The sequence below is a fragment of the Glaciecola sp. G7-5 genome (genome assembly GCF_055808975.1).
Genome location: NZ_CM147892.1, coordinates 4564209 through 4585047, shown reverse-complemented (window position 1 = coordinate 4585047; position 20839 = coordinate 4564209). Strand labels below are relative to the sequence as shown.

16 protein-coding genes and 1 other RNA gene are annotated in these 20839 nt (G+C 44.3%); 10 read left to right on the top strand and 7 right to left on the bottom strand.

The annotated features are described in order from the left end of the window. Positions 1–3: 3 nt before the first annotated feature. From AC0L6H_RS20120 to ssrS, 3 genes are all read right to left on the bottom strand, one after another. Positions 4–963, bottom strand: a complete 960-nt coding sequence (locus AC0L6H_RS20120; protein ID WP_473391124.1) for a nucleoside hydrolase — start codon at positions 961–963, stop codon at positions 4–6. 47 nt (positions 964–1010) lie between these two features. Continuing rightward, the gene (locus AC0L6H_RS20115; RefSeq protein ID WP_473391122.1) at positions 1011–1919 is read right to left on the bottom strand and encodes a ribokinase; all 909 of its coding nucleotides are present in this window, start codon (positions 1917–1919) and stop codon (positions 1011–1013) included. Between the two features lie 19 nt (positions 1920–1938). Further along, a non-coding RNA gene (gene ssrS, locus AC0L6H_RS20110) (6S RNA) lies at positions 1939–2122 on the bottom strand. A gap of 310 nt (positions 2123–2432) precedes the next feature. On the opposite strand from ssrS, the gene AC0L6H_RS20105 reads away from it, so the two are divergent. From AC0L6H_RS20105 to AC0L6H_RS20085, 5 genes are all read left to right on the top strand, one after another. Further along, on the top strand, positions 2433–3014 hold the full coding sequence (locus AC0L6H_RS20105; protein WP_473391121.1) for a UPF0149 family protein: 582 nt from the start codon (positions 2433–2435) through the stop codon (positions 3012–3014). Between the two features lie 27 nt (positions 3015–3041). Next, complete coding sequence (gene pepP / locus AC0L6H_RS20100) at positions 3042–4376, top strand: Xaa-Pro aminopeptidase (RefSeq protein WP_473391120.1); 1335 nt, start codon at positions 3042–3044, stop codon at positions 4374–4376. A gap of 39 nt (positions 4377–4415) precedes the next feature. After that, positions 4416–5723 carry an FAD-dependent oxidoreductase gene (locus AC0L6H_RS20095; RefSeq protein ID WP_473391119.1) on the top strand — a complete coding sequence of 436 codons (1308 nt, stop codon included), beginning with the start codon at positions 4416–4418 and terminating at the stop codon, positions 5721–5723. After that, positions 5716–6927, top strand: coding sequence for an FAD-dependent oxidoreductase (locus AC0L6H_RS20090; protein WP_473391117.1), 1212 nt, complete (start codon positions 5716–5718; stop codon positions 6925–6927). Before AC0L6H_RS20095 ends, AC0L6H_RS20090 begins: the two co-directional genes overlap by 8 nt. 88 nt (positions 6928–7015) lie before the next feature. Then, positions 7016–7915 carry a DapH/DapD/GlmU-related protein gene (locus tag AC0L6H_RS20085; protein ID WP_473391116.1) on the top strand — a complete coding sequence of 300 codons (900 nt, stop codon included), beginning with the start codon at positions 7016–7018 and terminating at the stop codon, positions 7913–7915. Between the two features lie 38 nt (positions 7916–7953). On the opposite strand, the gene yjjG is transcribed toward AC0L6H_RS20085, so the two are convergent. From yjjG to AC0L6H_RS20070, 3 genes are all read right to left on the bottom strand, one after another. After that, positions 7954–8628 carry a pyrimidine 5'-nucleotidase gene (yjjG, locus tag AC0L6H_RS20080; protein ID WP_473391114.1) on the bottom strand — a complete coding sequence of 225 codons (675 nt, stop codon included), beginning with the start codon at positions 8626–8628 and terminating at the stop codon, positions 7954–7956. A gap of 67 nt (positions 8629–8695) precedes the next feature. Continuing rightward, positions 8696–11800: an efflux RND transporter permease subunit gene (locus AC0L6H_RS20075; RefSeq protein WP_473391113.1), complete on the bottom strand. Its 3105-nt coding sequence runs from the start codon at positions 11798–11800 to the stop codon at positions 8696–8698. Beyond that, positions 11800–12909, bottom strand: coding sequence for an efflux RND transporter periplasmic adaptor subunit (locus AC0L6H_RS20070; RefSeq protein WP_473391112.1), 1110 nt, complete (start codon positions 12907–12909; stop codon positions 11800–11802). The genes AC0L6H_RS20075 and AC0L6H_RS20070 overlap by 1 nt, the downstream gene beginning before the upstream one ends. Positions 12910–13284: 375 nt before the next feature. On the opposite strand from AC0L6H_RS20070, the gene AC0L6H_RS20065 reads away from it, so the two are divergent. Then, entirely contained in the window at positions 13285–14343 is a 1059-nt protein-coding gene (locus AC0L6H_RS20065; protein ID WP_473391110.1) for a DcaP family trimeric outer membrane transporter, read from the top strand. A gap of 60 nt (positions 14344–14403) precedes the next feature. Then, positions 14404–14538 (top strand): hypothetical protein, encoded by a 135-nt coding sequence (locus tag AC0L6H_RS20060; RefSeq protein WP_473391109.1) that lies wholly within the window; start codon positions 14404–14406, stop codon positions 14536–14538. A gap of 9 nt (positions 14539–14547) precedes the next feature. Here the strand turns inward: AC0L6H_RS20060 and AC0L6H_RS20055 are convergent, their stop codons facing one another. After that, the gene (locus tag AC0L6H_RS20055; RefSeq protein ID WP_473391107.1) at positions 14548–15495 is read right to left on the bottom strand and encodes a LysR family transcriptional regulator; all 948 of its coding nucleotides are present in this window, start codon (positions 15493–15495) and stop codon (positions 14548–14550) included. Between the two features lie 193 nt (positions 15496–15688). Here AC0L6H_RS20055 and gcvT point away from each other — a divergent pair, with 193 nt between their 5' ends. From gcvT to gcvP, 3 genes are all read left to right on the top strand, one after another. Then, complete coding sequence (gene gcvT, locus AC0L6H_RS20050) at positions 15689–16789, top strand: glycine cleavage system aminomethyltransferase GcvT (protein WP_473391106.1); 1101 nt, start codon at positions 15689–15691, stop codon at positions 16787–16789. Positions 16790–16870: 81 nt separating this feature from the next. After that, a complete protein-coding gene (gene gcvH / locus AC0L6H_RS20045; RefSeq protein WP_473391105.1) occupies positions 16871–17260 on the top strand; it encodes a glycine cleavage system protein GcvH in 390 nt (129 codons plus the stop codon). A gap of 186 nt (positions 17261–17446) precedes the next feature. Next, positions 17447–20377, top strand: a complete 2931-nt coding sequence (gcvP, locus tag AC0L6H_RS20040; RefSeq protein ID WP_473394600.1) for an aminomethyl-transferring glycine dehydrogenase — start codon at positions 17447–17449, stop codon at positions 20375–20377. Positions 20378–20839 lie beyond the last annotated feature (462 nt).

The following is a 20839-nucleotide window of genomic DNA, read 5'->3' as shown; positions in this document are numbered from 1 at the left end:
GTTTTATTTGTTGGCTGCCTCAGTTAAGGCATAAGTGTTTACGAATAGATTAGACAGTTCACCATGATCTACCTTAGTCGCAACATTGACCATGTGTGTATCGAGCCAAAAAGGACTCATGGTTGTGTTTGCTGGGGCAAAGCTCGTTTGACCTTTATGCAGCGGGTCAGTACCAATGCGCATGTGCCCTGGCGTCATTTCGAAGAGTTCTGGCTGCATAATATAGGCGATGGGAAAGGCGTCATGATAAAAGCAAACGCGCTCTTCTTTACCTTGTGAATAAAAGTCAGCATAAAACGCTGAGGATTTAGCAACAAAGCCACCCAACACAGGATTAACCGTTTCTAGATCTTGAATAAACTCGGGGGTAAAAGGCACATCGTAAGTCACATCAAGACCAAACATATTGACTTCCCAGTCGGCAGCAAAAACGATTTCTGCCGCATGTGCATCATTCCAAATATTGGCTTCAGCAACGGGGGTTACATTGCCAGGTACAAAGGCAGCGCCACCCATAATATTTACCGCTTTAATCAAGGACGGCAAAGCTGGTTCTAAGCGCAGCGCTAAGGCTAAATTTCCTAAGGGACCCACGGCAACAATCGTAATTTCGCCGGGATACTTGCGTGCCATATCAATAATAAATTGCGCTGACGGACGCGGGTCTAAGCTGCGTGTTGTCTTGGGATGATTTATATTGCCAAAGCCATCGTCACCGTGAACAAAATGAGCATAGCTAGATTCTTCGCCCACCCAAGGTCTTGCGACGCCTTTGCAGACAGGAATATCCAATTGGGCCAATTCGACCAGTGCTAGGGCATTTTGCGCAGCCATTTCAACGGGAACATTGCCATAAACAGTGGTAAGGCCTAGCACTTCAATTTCCTCTGCTTGAAAAGCGAAGAAGATCGCCATCGCGTCGTCGATGCCAGGATCGGTGTCTAGTATAATCTTATGTGTCATGTTTGTTTTCCAAAAAAGCTGTGTTGTGATTTATTGGCTTATGAAGCTTAATTCGCAGTTAAGAATTGTTGCACTGTGGCCATATCAGGAATAGAAGGGGCTGCCCCCTTGCCTGTTACGCAAATGGCAGCTGCCGCGCAGGCGGTAAGCAAGGCATGTTCTATATCTGCGTGCTTGTTGTCGCTTAATTTAATATATTCTGCAAGAAAATAGCCGGTAAAGGTATCACCCGCGGCGGTGGTGTCAACGGCCTTTACGTCGAAGCCTTTTACCACAATCTGTTCACCCTGATACAAATATTGCACGCCCGCTTTGCCCAAGGTCATAATCACTTTAGTATTTGGATACTGGCTTTGAAAGACAGCAGTGGCTTCATCAAGTGTAGGGGTTTGTGTAAGTTGCATGGCCTCAATTTCGTTTACCATGAGTAAGCTGAGTTTTTCAAGCGGCAAGGCAGCAACCTCTGGCGTCATCGGTGCTGGGTTAAACGCGATGGGCAAGCCAAGTGCCGCTGCTTTGTCAATGATTTCTGCAATGGCGTTGGTTTCATTTTGAAGTAAAACCCAGTCATCGCTCGTCGCATTTTGCAGTACGGTATCTATTTGCTTGCTTGACAGTGCATGATTGGCGCCAGCGAACAAAACGATGGCGTTTTCAGCCTCGTCATTGACTTGAATGATAGCGTGGCCGGTTGCAATGGCGCTCTGTTGATTAATATACTGGCAGTCTACACCGGCTTGTTGGAGTATTGCCACAAAAGCCGAGTCGTTTATATGCACGCCGCCCACATGTTTAGTGTCGCAGCCACTGAGCGCGCAGGCAATCGATTGATTTGCGCCTTTGCCGCCTAATACTGATTGGTATTGCGTTGAAGAGAGTGTTTCGCCTGGGGCCACGAAATGGGGAACTGAATAAATATGGTCAATGTTGATTGAACCAAAATTAATAACCGCCATGGCGACTCCTAAAGTAGTGGTGCTTCCCAAAATGCCGCTTTACACTTTTCGTCCGTGTGCCGAATAGGACACGGTGGAAGTATCTTCATTGCCGCAGGCTTCTCGATACATGTCGAGCTTGCACAATAGCAATAGAGTCAACTTCCTAAGGTTATAGCATCGGCCAGGAACATGAAGCGCACATGCAAACATTCCAGGAAGCATAGATGGTTTTTCGTCGTTGAAGACAGCTCGGTCGATGGCTTGTGTCGTAGCGAATCTTCCGCTTCATTTGAGTTCTAAACCTTGCTTTTACTTTTTCGCTTTTGCTAATACTTAACATTAACGTTTTGTATTATAAGCGGTTGCGGATATTACATCAAACGATTGTGAGTTAAAAGCTAAGTTAAAATATATTAAGCCAAATCTTTTTCCTTACATTAGGCCAAGCATAACTTTAGTTTCAAAATTGCTTGCCCTTTGCTACGATACGCGCCATGTATATCTATCAGCTTATAAGCATACGAGGCACCTTTGGCCAAATCTGACCCAAACAACGAGCTAAGTTACGAGCACTTTAGTGACATGTTGCGCCAACACCAAATTATTGTAGATGCCTCTGAAGTACAGGGTATTTTATGTGGCATGTTAAGTGGCGGCATGAATATTGACGACCAAGAGTGGATAGAAGCGCTTGCCGACGTGATTAATCAAGGCGAAGTAATGCCAGCACACGTGCAGGGCTCAGTCGAAAAAATGTTTAATAAAGTCTGCCAAGAACTTATAGAAGCTGATTTTGCCTTAAGCTTATGCTTGCCCGCAGACACAGCACCCATTAATGATCGCGGTGCGGCTTTTGTGAACTGGGTGCAAGGTTTTTTACTTGGATTTGGTTTGCATCAAAATGATTTAACTGGATGCTCTGCAGAGGTAAAAGAGGCCTTAGAGGATTTTAGTGACATTGCAAAGCTTGATGAGGCAATGGAAGACAATGAAGAATCTGAACAAGCCTTCTTCGAGGTGGTTGAGTATGTTCGAATAAGCGCCATGCTTTGCTTTAACGAACTAGGTAAGTCACTGATAGATTCAAGACACCAATCACCCACTGTACATTAATAGATTTTGCTAAGGTAAATAAGACCCATGAACGCAGCGACTCACACGGCCCCATTTAAAGCGAGACGTTCTCGACTTTTAAGTAACATGCCGGCTAATGCGATTGCGATTGTGCCGAGTGCCCAAGAAGTCACGCGCAGTAACGATACCGAGTATCCATTTCGACAAAATAGTGATTTTTTCTATTTAACCGGCTTTAATGAGCCAGATTGTTTTTTAGTATTGTCGAACAAAGAACAAGCACAATCGCAAGCAAAGAGTTCTACACTATTTTTAAGACCAAAAGATGAATTTGCAGAAGTGTGGCATGGCCGCCGTTTGGGTATTGATGCAGCGCCCAAGGCTTTGATGATAGACGAAGCTTTTGCAATAGACGACATAGACGAACATTTGCCAGCGCTAATAGATGGGCATGACTTTTTATACTATTCACTAGGTGACTCCCCATACGCCGATGATATTGTGCAAGAGGCTATGTCGCTTTGTAAGCATGCGCCAAAACAATCGAAAAAAGCGCCAGCGTCGATTGTAGATGTGAGCAATATATTGCATAAAATGCGACAAGTTAAATCACCTTATGAAATAGCCCTAATGCAAAAAAGTGCGCAGATTTCATGTGAAGCTCACAAAGCGGCTATGCGCTTTTGTAAGCCGGGCGTATATGAATACCAACTAGAAGCGACCATACTGCATAGCTTTGCAATGCAAGGTGCGCGATATCCTGCCTACAGCACCATTGTTGGTGGTGGCGACAACGCTTGCATATTGCATTATGTTGAAAACAAAGATGTATTAAATGATGGTGATTTAGTGTTAATTGATGCCGGCAGTGAGTATCAAGGCTATGCTGCTGATATTACGCGCACTTTCCCAGTAAATGGACGTTTTAGCCAAGCACAAAAAGACATATACGAGCTTGTCTTAGGTGTGCAACTTGCATGCATAGATCAGCTTAAACCAGGCGTTAGCATCGCCCAAGCTATGCAAAGTGCCATCAAGATGATCACCCAAGGTTTACTTGACTTAAACATATTGTCGGGTGACCTTGATAGCTGTATTAAACGCGAAGCGTATAAGCCTTTCTTCATGCATGGTTTGGGGCACTATTTGGGTTTAGATGTGCATGATGTGGGTAACTACAAAGAAAACGCTAAAGACTTGCCCCTTGAAATTGGTATGGTGATAACGGTAGAGCCGGGCATTTATATCAGCAAAAAAGCCGATGTTCCTGAACAATATAAAGGCATAGGCGTAAGAATAGAAGACAACATCGCGATCAATGCCAATGGCAACGAGGTGTTAACGTCAGCGGTCCCTAAAAGCGTAAAAGAGATAGAAGCATTAATGCAAGCTACTGCTTAAAGGCAACACAACAATTTTGATAAAGCATAAAGGCCAGTTGTGAGTAAAAAACGGCAATCTACCATCAGTACAAGCGCCCAAAGTGGTAAAGACTACGATATTGTCATAAGCGGTGGCGGCGTTGTGGGTTGTTTAATGGCGCTGGCGCTGGCTAAGCAAAGTCATTTTCGGGTGCTCTTGCTTGAGGCGCATGCACCATCGACAGATTCATCCTCTGCACACAAAACGTCTGAACCCAGCATGCCTGAACCCAGTATGCCTATAAAAAACCATCCACGATTTGATGCTCGCGTTATTGCCTTGGGCGCTGAGTCACTTCGCTTATTATCTAGCCTTGGTGTTGATGTTAATAACATCGTCAACCAAGCTATAAGGCAGATTCATGTGTCTGATCGCGGACACATTGGCCAGGTACGCTTGCATGCAGATGACTACAAACTAAATGCCCTAGGGCACGTAGTGGCCATTAAAGATTTAGGTGAGCACCTACTTGACCAAGTGAAACAGTATAGTGAACAAATACACTATAGTGCACCGGTGACGATTGCCTCAGTAGAGCAGTGCCGTGAAAAAGTGAGCATGACACTGTCAGACGACAGCCAAGCCGACGCAAAACTGTTAATAGTGAGTGATGGCGGCCAATCAAAAACTGCCGCTCTTGTGGGTATGCAAAGCCAAGTTCAAGATTATGGACAAAGTGCTATTATTACCAACATTCGCACGCAAGTGGCGCACAACAACATTGCCTATGAGCGCTTCACCAGCGAAGGCCCCATTGCACTATTGCCGATGAATACCAGTGCAAATATCACTAGAAGCGAGCAGACCAGCATGTCGGTCGTTTGGTGCATGCATGCGCAAAAAATTGATGAGTACATGGCCTTGAGTGAAAGCGATTTTTTAATCGCCTTAGGTAAATTGTTTGGGGACAAATTAGGTAAGTTTTTGTCGTGCAGCGAACGCTTTAGTTATCCTTTGTTGTTGAATCAAAATGTCCCTTTTATCCTCAACCGGGCAATAGCGGTAGGTAACGCAGCGCAAACTTTGCATCCCATTGCTGGGCAAGGGTTTAATTTAGGCATCCGCGATGTTGAAGGGCTGATTCAAACCATTAAACACAGCGATGACCCTGGAAGTTTTGCTCTCCTGCAAAAATACAAACAAAGGCGTACAAAAGACAAACAGGCTACGATTGGCATGACTAACACCTTGCTAAGTGCATTTTCTAATCAACATGTACCAATGGTGGTGGGGCGGAATTTGGCCTTATTAGCGATGAATAAGAGTAACTACTTGAAAAAACAATTTGCGCACTTTGCCATGGGCGTTAGGAATAAGCATGACTAAAAAATATGACGTTATTATTGTAGGCGCGGGCATCGTAGGGCAGAGCCTTGCAATAGGGTTAGCCAAGCAATCGTTAACAGTCGCCCTTGTTGATGCCGCCGATGCGCCTCAGGCTATTAGCAGCGATAAAACAAAAGAGACTCAGGTTGCTTATGGTGCAAGAGTGAGCGCCATTAGTAGCGCCAGCAAAGCCTTACTTACGCGACTAGATGTGTGGCAGTATATTGAGCGCATGCAGCCTTATACGCACATGCACGTTTGGGATACCGACGGTTTTGGTGATATTGCCTTTGACATTGATTCGTTAACAGCAACGGGCGAAAGTGAAGAGGCCTTAGGCTATATCATTGAAAATGACATCATGAATTTTGCCCTATTTCAGCAGATATCAACACTAGCGTCGATAGATTGTTTCTTCAATACGCAGCTTAGTGAACTGCAAACAAACGACACACATGCAAGTGCCAGATTCGAGCAGGCAGGTAAAGCTAGTTTTGTCGCCCACAGTAAACTCTTGGTAGGTGCAGATGGCGCCAATAGCAAAGTGCGCCGCAGTTTTGATTTTGCGCAAACGTTTTGGGACTATGATCATCATGCTATTGTTGCTAACGTGACAACTGAAATAGCACACAACAAAACCGCTCGCCAAGCCTTCACTCCCTTTGGTCCTTTAGCTTTTTTACCCTTGCCTGATGCACATCAATCCTCAATTGTGTTTTCACAACAAAGTCAGCAAGCCCAAGCATTAATGGCAATGCCCGTAGATGAGTTTGAAAAATCCTTGCAAGTGGCGATTAACAATCACTATGGAAAAGTTAGTTTAAATACCAAGCGATTTAGTTTTCCTCTGCGCATGCGCTACGCAAAACAGTGGACCTGCAAACATGTGGCTATTATGGGAGATGCCGCACATACCATTCACCCCTTGGCAGGCCAAGGCGCAAATCTTGGATTAGCTGATGTAGAAACAATGCTCGATATTATTGCCCAGCACAAAAACCAACTTGGCGAAGTGACTATGCTACGAAAATACGAACGTTGCCGTAAAGCTGAAGCAATAAAAGTGATTGCAACAATGGAAGGTTTTAAGCGTTTGTTTGATGGCCAAAATCCGTTTAAAAAATTAGTGCGCAACGCTGGATTATTAGGTGCTGACAAATTTCCTGCCATAAAGGCTTTTTTTATTAAACAGGCAATGGGATAATATTTCGTTGAAGGTGGCGATGCGCCTTGCAATAACGCCTTTATACCCAGCAGATTCAAACAACCACACTTCTTTTAAAAGGTAAAAAATGAAAATTAGTCGTATAGGACATAAATACAGTGACGCGCAATCAGGTAAAACGCTTGATGTTTGGTTTCCCCGAGATAATAAAAAATTAAGTAGAAGTTGCCTTGCCGAAAAAGTAGGTGTGATAAAAAGTGATTTCGTTACTGTCGATATTGAATCTCTAGACGAGCCAGCCACCTCTGCAGAAGAAGCTTATTTGCGCTTACATTTGTTGTCTGAATGCGCGGTTAAACCCAATGGACAAAATCTAGATGGGATCTTTGGTTTGTTGAATAACGTTGCGTGGACCTCAGCGGGGCCAGTCCTACCAAGTCGAGTAGACGAATTACGCAGTGCGATTAGTGGTGAGCATCATCACTTGACCATTACCTCTATCGATAAGTTTCCGCGCATGACCGACTACGTTATCCCACCGGGCGTAAGAATAGGCGATGCTGACCGAATCCGCTTAGGGGCACACTTAGCCTCGGGAACTACCGTAATGCATGAAGGCTTTGTTAACTTCAATGCTGGCACACTTGGTGATTCTATGGTTGAAGGCCGCGTGACTCCAGGCGTTGTTGTGGGCAAAAATTCTGATGTAGGGGCAGGCGCTTCTATCATGGGAACCTTATCTGGCGGCGGCAAGCAAATCAATTCTATTGGTGAACGCAGCCTGCTTGGCGCTAATGCCGGTATTGGTATTTCATTGGGTGATGAATGTATTGTAGAAGCGGGCCTATATGTTACCGCGGGTACAAAAGTGAAAACACCTGATGGTACGGTTGTGTCAGCCAAAGCGCTTTCAGGTAAGTCTGGTTTGTTATATCGTCGTAACAGCCAAACCGGTGTGGTTGAAGCAATCGTTACCGACGCCTCGCTTTGGGGTGGCTTAAACGATAGTTTGCATAGCAACGACTAACAAGCATTAGATCGCCCATTGCGATAATGGGCGATAGCTTACAAAGACAAAATGTCGTGCAGCTCATCTAGGTGGGAAATCGTATAGGTGGGCGCAATGTCAGTGTTGTTTTCAACACCAGGGTGGCGCAGCCAGCAAGTATCAATTCCTGCGTTTTGCCCGCCTAAAATATCACTGCTAATGGTATCGCCTACCATTAATACTTTGTCTTTGCTGGGCTGGCCCATCAAAGTAAAGGTGTGGTCAAAAATATCTTTAAAGGGTTTGGGTTTTCCAACCAATTCAGATACAACCAAATAATCAAACACGCCATGCAAACCCGTATGTTCAATACGCTTTTGTTGCATGCGGTTAAAGCCGTTGGTCACAATGCCAATTTTTGCTCTAGGTTTTAATTTGTCTAAAAGTTCAGCTGCACCTGGAAGCAGGGCACAAATACCTGCCATGGCATCTAAAAACTCATTGTTAAGTTGGTGAGGGTCTATTGAAAGCTTTTCACCCCATTCATTAAAGCGAGTAACTTGTAATTGCTCTGGGCTGATTTTACCCTCTTGGTATTCTAGCCAAAGGCGTTTGTTAGTGAGCTGGTAGTGACTAAAATCGGCACCTGTAAAATCAATATCGTAACGGGCAAAAACGGTTTTTAAACCTGCCTTTATATCAAAACTAAATAAGGTTTCGTCTGCATCAAACAGTACAAAATCATATTGCATTATTGGTCCTATTGAAAATTTAAGAGAAGATAGCTACGCTTTATTTTGTGAAGAATGAGCAAAGCAACTAAAGATGTTGCTCTGCGGCTTCTAATTCTTCATTTAGGCGATTAGCTTCATCAGCTTTGGGTTTACTTAAACGCGCAAAGGCATAATACAGCACTGGGGTTAAGAATAAAGTAAAGACAACAGCTAAACCAAGACCGCCAAATACAACCCAGCCAATCGCGTTGCGCGCTTCAGCTCCAGCGCCCGAGGATAAAATAAGCGGTAAACCACCTAATATTGTAGAAACCAAAGTCATCATTATTGGGCGTAAGCGCACTCGTCCAGCTTCTATTATGGCTTCTTTAACTTCCATGCCCGTATCACGCAGTTGGTTGGCAAACTCCACAAGTAGAATCGAGTTTTTCGCTAATAAGCCAATGAGCATGACCAAGCCTATTTGCGAATAAATATTGACGGAAGTATTGGTTAAGTACAGGGCATAAATAGCAGCGGCAATACCAAATGGTACCGTTAACATCACCACAAAGGCACTATTAAAACTTTCAAACTGCGCGGCAAGCACCAAAAGTACTATCAAAAAGGCGAGCACATAGGTGAGCATAACTTCTTGATTTGTTTCTTGATAGGTTTGTGCTTCGCCTAAAAAGACGAGGCCGATGCCTGCAGGAAGGGTGTCATTAGCAATCTCGCGGACCGCGTTTACGGCCTGCTCAATAGTGACTTCGCTAGGCAAGTCCATATCAAGCTCTATGGCGCGGCGCTGGGCATGGCGTTCAAGTTCTGCTGCCACGCCTTCTTCACTTACGTAGGCTACGCTTGATAATGGCACTAAATTACCCGAGCGAGAACCTACATAAAGATTGAGTAGACTGGCTGGGTCGAGAGCGTTGCGCGTATCTGACTCAAGAATAATAGGTACGGCTTGGTCACCCACATTTAAATCAACAATGTCGTCACCGTTAATTGCTGCGCGTAAGGTGCGCGATATATCTGAGAACGCCACGCCCAACTCTTCCGCGCGAGCGCGGTCGATATTCACCCTAAGCTGGGGCTGGTTTGGTTCGTAAGATACTTCAACGGGTCCAAGCTCGGGCATGCTATCTTCTATGTTTTTTGCAAAATCTAAGGCCGCTTCATAAATTTCAAGATAGTTGTCGCCGGTTAGGGCCATTTCAAAACCGCCCCCAAACCCTCGTAAGTTTAGGCTATTCGCGCCAAAGGCACGGCCAGGTGCCCCGGCTACTTGCGATAGCATTGGCCTTAATTCATCAATAATGTCTTGTTGTGAACGTTCCCTGTCTTCCCAATCAACTAAAGGCACAGTGATATACAAAATATTTGGATCCCAGCGCCCAACCACCGTATAAATTGACTCAATTTCGCCTTGGTCAATATTCGGTAGTAACAAAGCTTCGGTTTTTAATGCTTGCCTGTCCATAAAATTCACGCCCGTACCATCTGGGCCGCGCGCAAATATTCGTACAACACCTCTATCTTCAGTGGGCAATAATTGGTTTTCTAAATTGTTAAATACAAAGTATGACCCCGTTGCTATTAACAAACAAAGTACAACGACGGGCACAGAAAACTTAAGTACGAAGTGTAATGCATGCTCATACCCGTTAACGCATTTGCCTCCAAATCGAGCCAGCATATTGGGCTTTTTCTGCTTTGACATATCAATCGCAGGTATCTTAGCCGTTAGCGCCGGCACCAGCGACAAAGCAACAAAAGATGAAATAATAACGCTGCCCGCTAATATGCCACCAAATTCTCGGAATAGTTTGCCGGCAGTTGAAGGCAAAAAGGCGATAGGCACAAAAACCGCCACTAAGACCGCCGTTGTGGCGACCACAGCAAAAAATACTTCGCGCGTGCCAATTACCGCCGCTGCCCTTGCGCCCATTCCTGCGGCTCGCCTGCGCTGGATGTTTTCAGACACTACTATCGCGTCGTCAACAATAAGGCCGGTGGCAAGTACTAGCGCAAGCAGGGTAAGAATGTTTATTGAAAAACCAAAAGCCCACAACAAGGCTAATGAACCGATAAGCGATACTGGAATTGCCAGTGCTGGGATGAGGGTGGCTCTAAATTTACCAATAAACACCCACAAAGTAATGATGACTAGTCCAATGGTAAATACAAGGGATTGGAGTACTTCGTCAACAGAGTCTCGGATGAACTTGGCATCGTCAGAGGTAACGGTCATTTCAAGGTCGGGGAAGCGTTCGCGCAGGCCGCCAATCATAGATAGTACTTCATCAGAAATCTCAATGGTGTTTGAGCGGGCTTGACGTATTATACCCAAGCCAATAACAGGTGTGCCGTCTAGGCGTACAATGCTGCGTAAGTCTGCAGGGCCAAAATAAACATTGGCAACGTCGCCAATTTTAACATCGCCGTCAATAACAATATCGCGAACATCTTGCTCGCTTACCGAGGTTGCATCAGCGCGTACAATGAGTTGTTGGTCAGTTGAACGGATACTACCTGCAGGCACGTCAAAAGGAGCCGTTGCCAAAGCGGCAGCTACGTCAGAAATAGACAAGCGATAACTAGTTAGGCGTAAATTATCCACGCTAACACGTAAAACACGTTGGCGGTCACCATCAAGGCTTACGTCTGCAACGCCTGGGATATTTAAAAATAAAGGTGCTAAATCAGTTTCAACAATATCAGTAAGGGTTTCTAAATCGTGTTTATTGCTCGATATTGCAATATTGACAACGCCTTGAGCGTCGTTGTCTGCTTTTATTACGGCTACGTTTTCAACTTCGTTGGGCAATGTTCGTTCAACTCTTGCGACCGATTCTCTGGTTTCGTTTGCTGCATCTTCAATGTTAATGCCGGGTCTAAATTCAACGCGAACTCGACTGTTGCCTTCTTCGCTACTAGCTCTAATTTGTTTAACGCCGCTGACTCTCGCTACCGCTCCTTCTAATCGACTGGTAACCTCAGAATCAACGGTTTCAGGAGCAGCGCCAGGATAATTTGCAGACACGGTGATGATAGGTCTATCAACATCGGGTAGCTCGCGCACTTCAAGTCCATACAAAGCAGCTATACCAGCGGTAATAATCAATAAGTTTAAGACTAAAATTAAAACAGGGCGCCTGATCGACAGTGAGGGAAGATCGTCCTTAAACAAAGTGTTTTTAAACATTAGCCTGCAACCTCTTGCTTGCTGCTTGTTTTGCTTACGCGGGTTTCAGGCAGGTTGATGTCGCGAGGATTTTGAATGGTGAGCGCTTGACCTTCACGCAAACTTTGTATGCCTTCAACCACTAAAATTTCGCCATCGCTAACTTCGCCCGACACCAAAATGCGCCCCCGCAGTCGCTGTTCTACTTCTACTTGCACTCGTTTAGCTTTCTCGTTTTCTACTAACCACACAAATGCACCATTCGCGCCCCATGATAAGGCAGCCTCGGGTATTGCAACATAACGTTCGCCACGTACGTTTACGATTACCCTAAAGCTCATGCCCGGACGATATTGGTCAAGAGAATTATCGAGTAGGGCGCGCGCTTTTATGGTTCTGTCTTGCTCATTTACGCGTGAATCTAACTCCGCTATTTTCGCGTTCAAGCGGGTTGTACGGTCGGTCCAAGGTTGTAAGCTGACATCGGGCTTGTTCATCAAAAAACTGACGGCAAGTTCGGGCGCTAAAAAGTTAACAAATAGGGATTCGCGGTCATCGATTGTGGTAATTTGCGTTTGTGGTGAGATTCTGTCGCCTACTTCAACATCGGTTAGGCCTACAACGCCATCAAAGGGCGCACGGACCAAACGGTTTTCTTTGTTTTCTTTTGCTTCTTGATGGGCAACTTCGGCCAATTTAACTCGCGTTTCAGCATCATCTAATTCGCGCTCGGTAACAGCACCTTTCGCAAGACTTTGTTTTACCCGCGTATAATTCCGCTTGGCGTCATTTAGCTGAATTAATGTACGCTCTAAATCTACATCTTGCAGGCGACTGTCGAGGCTAAGCAAAATATCGCCTTGTTTGACCATTTGTCCAGGGACAAACTCCACGCTTGTCACTTCATCAGATACGCTAGGAAAGAGTGTTACAGAACGTTTTGCTTGAGCAGTCCCCACCGCTTCTATGGTGGTGGTCTCATATTCAAAGCTTAGTCTTTCGACGGTAACTAATTTGGGCTCGTCGGCACCTCGCCATTGAGCATTGGCTAGGCTTGAAAACATCGTCAATGAAATAAGTAGCGCCAAGCCTGTATTTGTCTTAAGCGCGCTGCGTAAGCTAATTAACATAGTACTTCCATATAAGTTTGAAATATAAAATAGAGTATTTCTGATAATGTATCTATAAGCAATTAGAACTCTTTTCTTCCCCATTGTGATCACTTTTTGTGTCAACTAAAGCGCAATTATTGATTACATTTATTTAATGTAGGGCTTCCGACTAAAGTCTAAGGCGATATTTTCAGTCTCAGACTTAGGTCTAATTCCTTTTTTGTTAATTCGACCTACCTTTGATATCACAAATGTTTAACAAAATTTTCACGCTTTGCTTTACAGATAATTTAATGTGAAACATAGGTATAGATATTACAGCATTCTAACGCTTCAAGCTAAGCTTTAAGCACTTAACACAACATACACACACAACAAAATGGAAACATAAACATGTCTAAAAACTCACTTTTTCATAAGAGTAAATTATTACTAGCTACAGGTATGTTATCTATAGCCGGTGCCTCTAATGCAGGATATACCATCGACTTGTCTGACGATGATAAAATCATTTTTGGTGGTTATATCAAGGGTGACATTCGTACTATCAGTGGCGATGTTTCCTCTACAGTAACCAACAACGATTATTGGATTGGCCTCGGTACAGTGACGGAAGGTCTTGATACTACCAAGTTTTCGGTAAATGAAACGCGTTTTAATGCTAAATATATCCATGGCGATGTTACTGGATTTATTGAAATGGATTTTTACGGCGGTGAGGGCAATCAAATTGTCTCGAATTCATCACACCCAAGAATACGCCACGCTTTTATCCAATATAAGAATATCTTAATTGGTCAAACTTGGTCTACATTCGTAAATACAAGCGCGATTGCAGAAGGCGCTGACTTTGGTGGTCCGTTAAATGCGACTGCTTTTATTAGACAAGGGCAAATTCGTTATACAAGTGGTGCTTTACAAGTGTCTGTGGAAAACCCTTTCTCAGACAAAGGCGACAGCAGCGAAGATATAATTCCTGATGTAATTGCTAAATATACCTTTTCAGGTGATTGGGGTAACGTTTCAGTAGCGGGTTTGGCACGTCAGTTAAACACCGTTGGTGGAAATTCTGAATCGGCCTTGGGTTTTGGTGTTGCTGGTCGTATTAACACTACAGGCAAAGACGATTTCCGTTTTCAGATACATGGTGGAAACACAGGTCGTTACGTAGGTGCAGTTGCTGCAAGAGATTTAGTTGGTGAAGAAGTGGAAACCACGAAGTCGTTTATGGTTGCTTATCGTCATTTTTGGAGTGACGACCTTCGTTCTAATATATTTTATGGGAGCACAGACGCTGAGGAAGCCGATACTAAGCGAAATCATGTAGCAGTGAACCTTTTCAAAAGCTATACCAAACAACTTTCTGTTGGTGTAGAAATAGGTAATTTTGAAATGGATGAAGTAGATAAAAGCTCTAACTACTTACAATTCTCAGCTAAATACGTTTTATAATTTGGCTTAGGGTAAACCCTAGCTTTGAATTACTAGTACTGTCTTAGTTGGTTTGCAATTATGACTACCAAAAAAGGAAGCTTTCGCTTCCTTTTTTGTGTTTCATTTGCCGCATTTTTGAATATTGATGCGACGGCTACCCTCTGCGCGTTTTCTGCTGCCACCTTCCTCATTGCTGCTATCGTGGTGGTGTAAACTTCAAGGCTATGTTGACTTGTTGCTACTTAGGTATTTAAACGAACCTGACCCTTTGATAGAGGCTTTAATAAAGCTAGACAAGGTTTGGCTAACCTGGGGATGTTGCGTGTCTTGATTGATAAGACAAATATTTATGCGCCCTAATTTTGGCAAGCGTTTATCGCGAATAATTTCAAGTTCGTCAGGAACAATAGAGCGGGCGAGGGCGGTGATCCCAAGACCTTGTTTAATTGCCGCCATCAGCCCATAAAAATCTGGGTTGGTGTAGGTTATTTTCCACGGTTGGGTTTGTTGTTTAAGCTCGGCTATTACGCGGCTTCGGTATACACAACCGTCGGGGGCGAGCACCAGTGGTAGCGTATCGTTGGGCAAACTGCGGTTTGGGTCGCGCACCCAGACCAGGTCATCTTCGCGAATAATCTCCATATCGGCTAGGGAGTAGGCTTTTTCATTTTGGCCAAGCTGTACGCTCTGCGCTTTGGCATTTTTAGCTTTGGTGTTAGGTTGCAATAATACAAGCAGTAAATCGAAATGCGGGGAGTTGTTATTTGACAATAAATGCTTACTTAGCGCCGAGGTCACATCTAATGATACATCAGGGTAGCGCTGTGAAAACTCACCCACTATGCTGGGTAATAGTGCCGATGCAAATTCGCTTGGAATGCCTAAGCGTAGGCGACCGCGCAGGGTTTCGTTACTGAGTTCACGAAAGATATCATCGTTAATGGCCAGCATTTGTTTCGCTTTGTTATACAGCCATTTTCCATCGTTATTAATTTGATAGCTTTGGCCAACTTTGGTAAATAGTTTGCGTTTAACTTGCCCTTCGAGCTTTTTAATTTGTAAGCTAATTGCAGGTTGTGAACGGCCTAAAATCTCGCCCGCACGATTAAAGTTGCCCACATCTACGATGGTTACTAAGGTTCTTAAAACGTCTAAGGAAAGTTGTTTCATAGCCCAAAACTTATAGTGTGCATAGAGGCGCTAACGTGGCTGTAAAAGCATCACGCTTGCCTTTTGCATATTAAATTAGTTAATAAAAAGAGCTTAATATATAAGAATTATTAATGTAAGTATAAAATCTTTTAATTTGTCCCTTTTGTTTTGTGTATCTATACTCTTTGCATCAAATAACTTGGGGTATTACATGAACAACACGTCTTTACGCACTTCATTACACAGCGCTCACCTTGCTGCTGGGGCTAAAATGGTCGATTTCTTTGGCTGGGACATGCCAATTAACTACGGCTCTCAAATTGAAGAACACCACAGCGTACGACGCGATGCCGGTATGTTTGACGTATCGCATATGACCATCGTTGATGTAACCGGCCCGCAGGCAAAAGACTATTTGCGTTATTTATTGGCCAACGACGTAGCTAAACTTAGCGACAAAGGCAAAGCGCTTTACAGCGGGATGATGAATGAAGACGGCGGCGTTGTTGATGACCTTATTGTGTATCACTTTGACGCGACAAATTATCGCTTGGTAGTAAATTCAGCAACCAAAGAGAAAGACTTAAACTGGCTAAATAAAGTCGCTGCCCCTTTTGATGTGAGCGTAACCGAGCAAAACGCTTTTGCCATGATTGCAGTGCAAGGCCCAAATGCAAAAGAAAAAGCCGCTACCTTGTTTAGTGAAGCACAAAAAGAAGCCGTTGCTGGCATGAAACCTTTTTACGGTGTGCAAGCCGAAGACTTATTTATTGCCACCACCGGATACACCGGCGAAACGGGCTATGAAATTATGGTTCCAAAAGAGCGAGCAATCGAATTTTGGGATGCCTTGATTGCGGCTGGCGTTAGCCCATGCGGATTAGGTGCACGTGACACACTTCGCTTAGAAGCAGGAATGAACCTTTACGGCCAAGACATGGACGAAACAGTATCACCACTAGCCGCGAATATGGGCTGGACAATTAGCTGGGAACCCACCGATCGCGATTTTATGGGCCGCAAAGCATTAACCGAACAAAAAGCCCAAGGGACTGAAAAACTTGTTGGCTTAGTGTTTAAAGATAAAGGCGTGTTGCGTGCGGGTTTGGCGGTTAAAACCGCCGATGGTGAAGGTAAAATTACCTCGGGTACTTTTTCACCAACCTTGGGCCATAGTATTGCCATGGCACGAGTTCCTGCTGGCGAAGGTGCTAAAATTGGCGCAACAGTACAAGTAGAAATGCGTAAGAAATGGGTAGACGTAGAAGTAGTAAAACCCAGTTTTGTGCGTAACGGTAAAAGTGTTCTGTAAGAGCGCAGGAATAAGCGCGTTTACTTTTGCAGACACAAATAGAAATTAGTAAAACCACAACAAATACAATTAGGAATGACTATGAGCAATATCCCAGAAAATTTACGTTACGCAACTACCCACGAATGGGTTCGTAATGATGGCGACGGCGTGTTTACTATTGGCATTACTGAGCACGCTCAGGATTTGTTAGGCGATATGGTGTTTTTAGATTTACCTGACGTTGGCGACGGTGTGACCACGGGTGAAGACTGCGCAGTAGCTGAATCAGTAAAAGCGGCGTCTGACGTATATGCACCTATCACCGGTGAAGTTATAGAAGTAAATGAAGAATTAGAAAACTCACCAGAGCTTGTTAACTCTGACCCTTTTGGTGAAGGTTGGCTGTTTAAAATTAAGGCCGAAGATCCAGACGAAGTTGAAGGTTTACTTGACGCTGAAGCATACGCTGGCGTGATAGAAGACGAGTAAGCGTTCGCAGGCGCTCTTGCTGTAAGGGTGCGTTTTACGAATTGACGCAAAAGTATGTCTGAAGAGTAGAATAGTTTGTTTACCTAATGGGTAAGCAACAGGTTTTTTTGTTTTATAAAAAGTGCTTTGGCGCATTCGCACAACGCGTGATGCGTCAAAGGGTTTGTTTGAATAGGGTAAATGTTTATGAATGTGGGTGCTAAAGTCGCTGGACAGTCAACACTGTTAGAACTTGAAAATAAAGATGAGTTTATTCGCCGTCATATAGGCCCAGGCCAGCAAGAAATTGCCGATATGCTAAGTGCTGTGGGCGCAGAATCACTCGATGACTTAATGCAGCAAACCGTGCCAGCCAGCATCCGCTCTGATGGCTTAAAAGTAGGCGAAGCTCAGCGCGAAGAAGTTGCTCTAGCCGAACTAAAAGCCGTTGCCAAACAAAACAAAATTTTCCGTTCCTATATTGGTATGGGTTATTCGAACACCTTGACGCCTAACGTTATTTTGCGCAACGTGCTTGAAAATCCAGGCTGGTACACCGCTTACACCCCTTACCAGCCTGAAATTGCCCAAGGTCGCCTGCAGGCTATTTTAAACTTTCAACAAACTACCATTGATTTAACGGCTTTACCGCTGGCCTCGGCATCATTACTTGATGAAGCCACTGCGGCAGCCGAAGCCATGGCACTTGCAAAGCGTGTATCAAAAAATAAAGCGTCGAATGCGTTTTTCATTGCAAATGATGTGCATCCACAAACGAAGGACGTACTAAAAACTCGCGCCGATATGTTTGGTTTTGAACTCATTTATGGCGACATAAACGATGCCCCTAATGCTAACGTATTTGGTGCCTTGCTACAGTACCCAACAAGCACCGGCGAGCTTATAGATATTCGCGACACAATTGCTGCTGTGCAGGCTAATAAAGGCGTAGTAGCGGTTGCTACTGATTTGTTGTCGCTCACCTTAGTGACACCGCCGGGCGAGTTAGGCGCTGATGTTGCCCTTGGTAGTGCACAGCGATTTGGTGTGCCTATGGGGTATGGTGGTCCTCATGCTGCCTTTTTCGCCACGCGCGATGCTTATAAACGTTCTTTACCTGGCCGCATTATTGGGGTGTCGAAAGATACTCGTGGTAAAACGGCGCTGCGCATGGCATTGCAAACGCGTGAACAACACATACGCCGTGAAAAAGCCAACTCTAACATTTGTACTGCTCAGGTATTGCTGGCCAATATGGCTAGCTTTTATGCGGTATACCATGGCCCGCAAGGCTTAAAAGCCATTGCTGAGCGTATTCATCGTTTTGCTGACATACTAGCTGCGGGCTTAACGCAAAAAGGCTTAAGCTTAGCGCATACAAGCTACTTTGATACCCTTTGTGTCAATGTAGAAAATAAAGAAGCGGTTATCAACGCAGCACTCGCTAAAGAAATGAACCTGCGCAGCGATCTTGATGGGCAAGTAGGGATTTCGTTAGACGAAACCACCACACGCCAAGATATTGTTGATTTATTTGATGTTCTTTTAGGTGAAGGGCATGGCCTTGATGTGGCTAGCTTAGACGCCAGCATTATTGCCAATGGCAGCGAGTCTATTCCGGCATCTTTAGTACGTAGTTCAGAATATTTAACCCACCCGGTATTTAATAGCTACCATTCTGAAACAGAAATGCTGCGCTATATAAAAAGCCTTGAAAACAAAGATTTGGCTTTAAACCATTCAATGATTTCATTGGGTTCGTGCACCATGAAGTTAAACGCAACGGCTGAAATGATCCCCGTAACCTGGCCAGAGTTTGGGCAAATTCACCCCTTCGCGCCACTTGAACAAGCACAAGGCTATACCCAAATGCTCGATGAGCTAAGTGATTGGTTGATTGATGTAACCGGCTATGATGCGTTGTCTATGCAGCCTAACTCGGGCGCGCAGGGCGAATATGCAGGGTTGTTAGCTATTCAGCGCTATCACGCTAGCCGCGGTGAAAGCCATAGAAATATTTGCTTAATACCGCAATCTGCTCATGGAACTAACCCAGCATCGGCACAAATGGTGAGTTTAAAAGTGGTGGTGGTAAATTGCGATGCCAAAGGAAACGTTGATTTAGCTGACCTTCGCGCAAAAGCAGAAGAAGTAAAAGACAAGCTAGCTTGCGCCATGGTTACTTATCCGTCGACTCATGGTGTGTACGAAGAAACCATTAAAGAGATATGCGATATTATTCATGAGTTTGGTGGCCAAGTATATTTAGATGGCGCTAACATGAACGCCCAGGTAGGCATTACATCGCCAGGCCTAATTGGCAGTGATGTGTCGCACCTTAACTTACACAAAACCTTTTGTATTCCCCACGGCGGTGGTGGACCAGGCATGGGGCCAATAGGCGTAAAATCACACCTTGCGCCATTTTTGCCAAGCCACAGTTTAGTGAAGCTAAAAGCAGCCGGTACTAATGATGATTTAGGTGACAACAGCGCAGTCTCTGCTGCCCCTTGGGGCAGTGCGTCTATATTGCCAATTAGCTATATGTACATCAAAATGATGGGTAGCGAAGGCCTTAAAAAAGCAACTGAAGTGGCTATTTTAAACGCCAACTACATTGCCAAAAAGCTAGAAGGGCAGTACCCAATTCTTTATACCGGCCGCAACGACCGCATTGCCCACGAATGTATTGTGGATTTGCGCCCATTAAAAGACGCGTCGGGCGTGACCGAGGTAGATATTGCTAAACGTTTAAACGACTATGGATTTCATGCGCCAACAATGAGCTTTCCGGTAGCCGGCACGCTTATGATAGAGCCAACCGAATCAGAAGCAAAGGCCGAGCTAGACCGCTTTATTGAAGCCATGGTATGCATACGCCAAGAAATAGCCAAAGTAGAAAGCGGTGAATGGGATGCCACCGACAACCCACTGCACAATGCCCCGCACACTCTAGCGGATATGATTGATGATAACTGGAGCCGTGGCTATTCACGCCAGTTAGGCGCTTACCCCGTACCCGCCGTAGCGGCAGACAAGTTTTGGCCAACGGTGAATCGTATTGATGATGTGTTTGGCGATAGGAACTTGATTTGTAGTTGTCCGGATTTGGATAGTTATAGGGATGTTTTGGAATAGTGTGAGATCGAAATAAAGTTTGTGAACGATAAATAAAGTTTGTGAATTAAATAAAGATTGTGAAAAGGGCCGAAAGGCCCTTTTATACTATTTTAATTACTTTTATGAAGAAATTGTAACAACCAATATCGATACCCATAACTACTTTTTAGTGGTTTCTTTTAAATAAGAATAGCATCTACTGATTTAATGGACGGTCAATATCATAGACTGGGAGCTCTTATTATCATTTGGGAATTCCACTAAAGATTGTGATTTTCAAACTATACGTTGTATAAACACTATGGTCATTTGACTCGTTTGATTATCTTCTTGCTCGCTTACAACCTAGTAGTTTCATCAAAACTATAATACGAAGATACCTTGACTTATTGATTTGATTGAAGTTATTCTCGTATCAACCCAAGCATAGCATCAAATTATAATCAAAATGACCTCCGTAAAAAGTATAATATATCGACA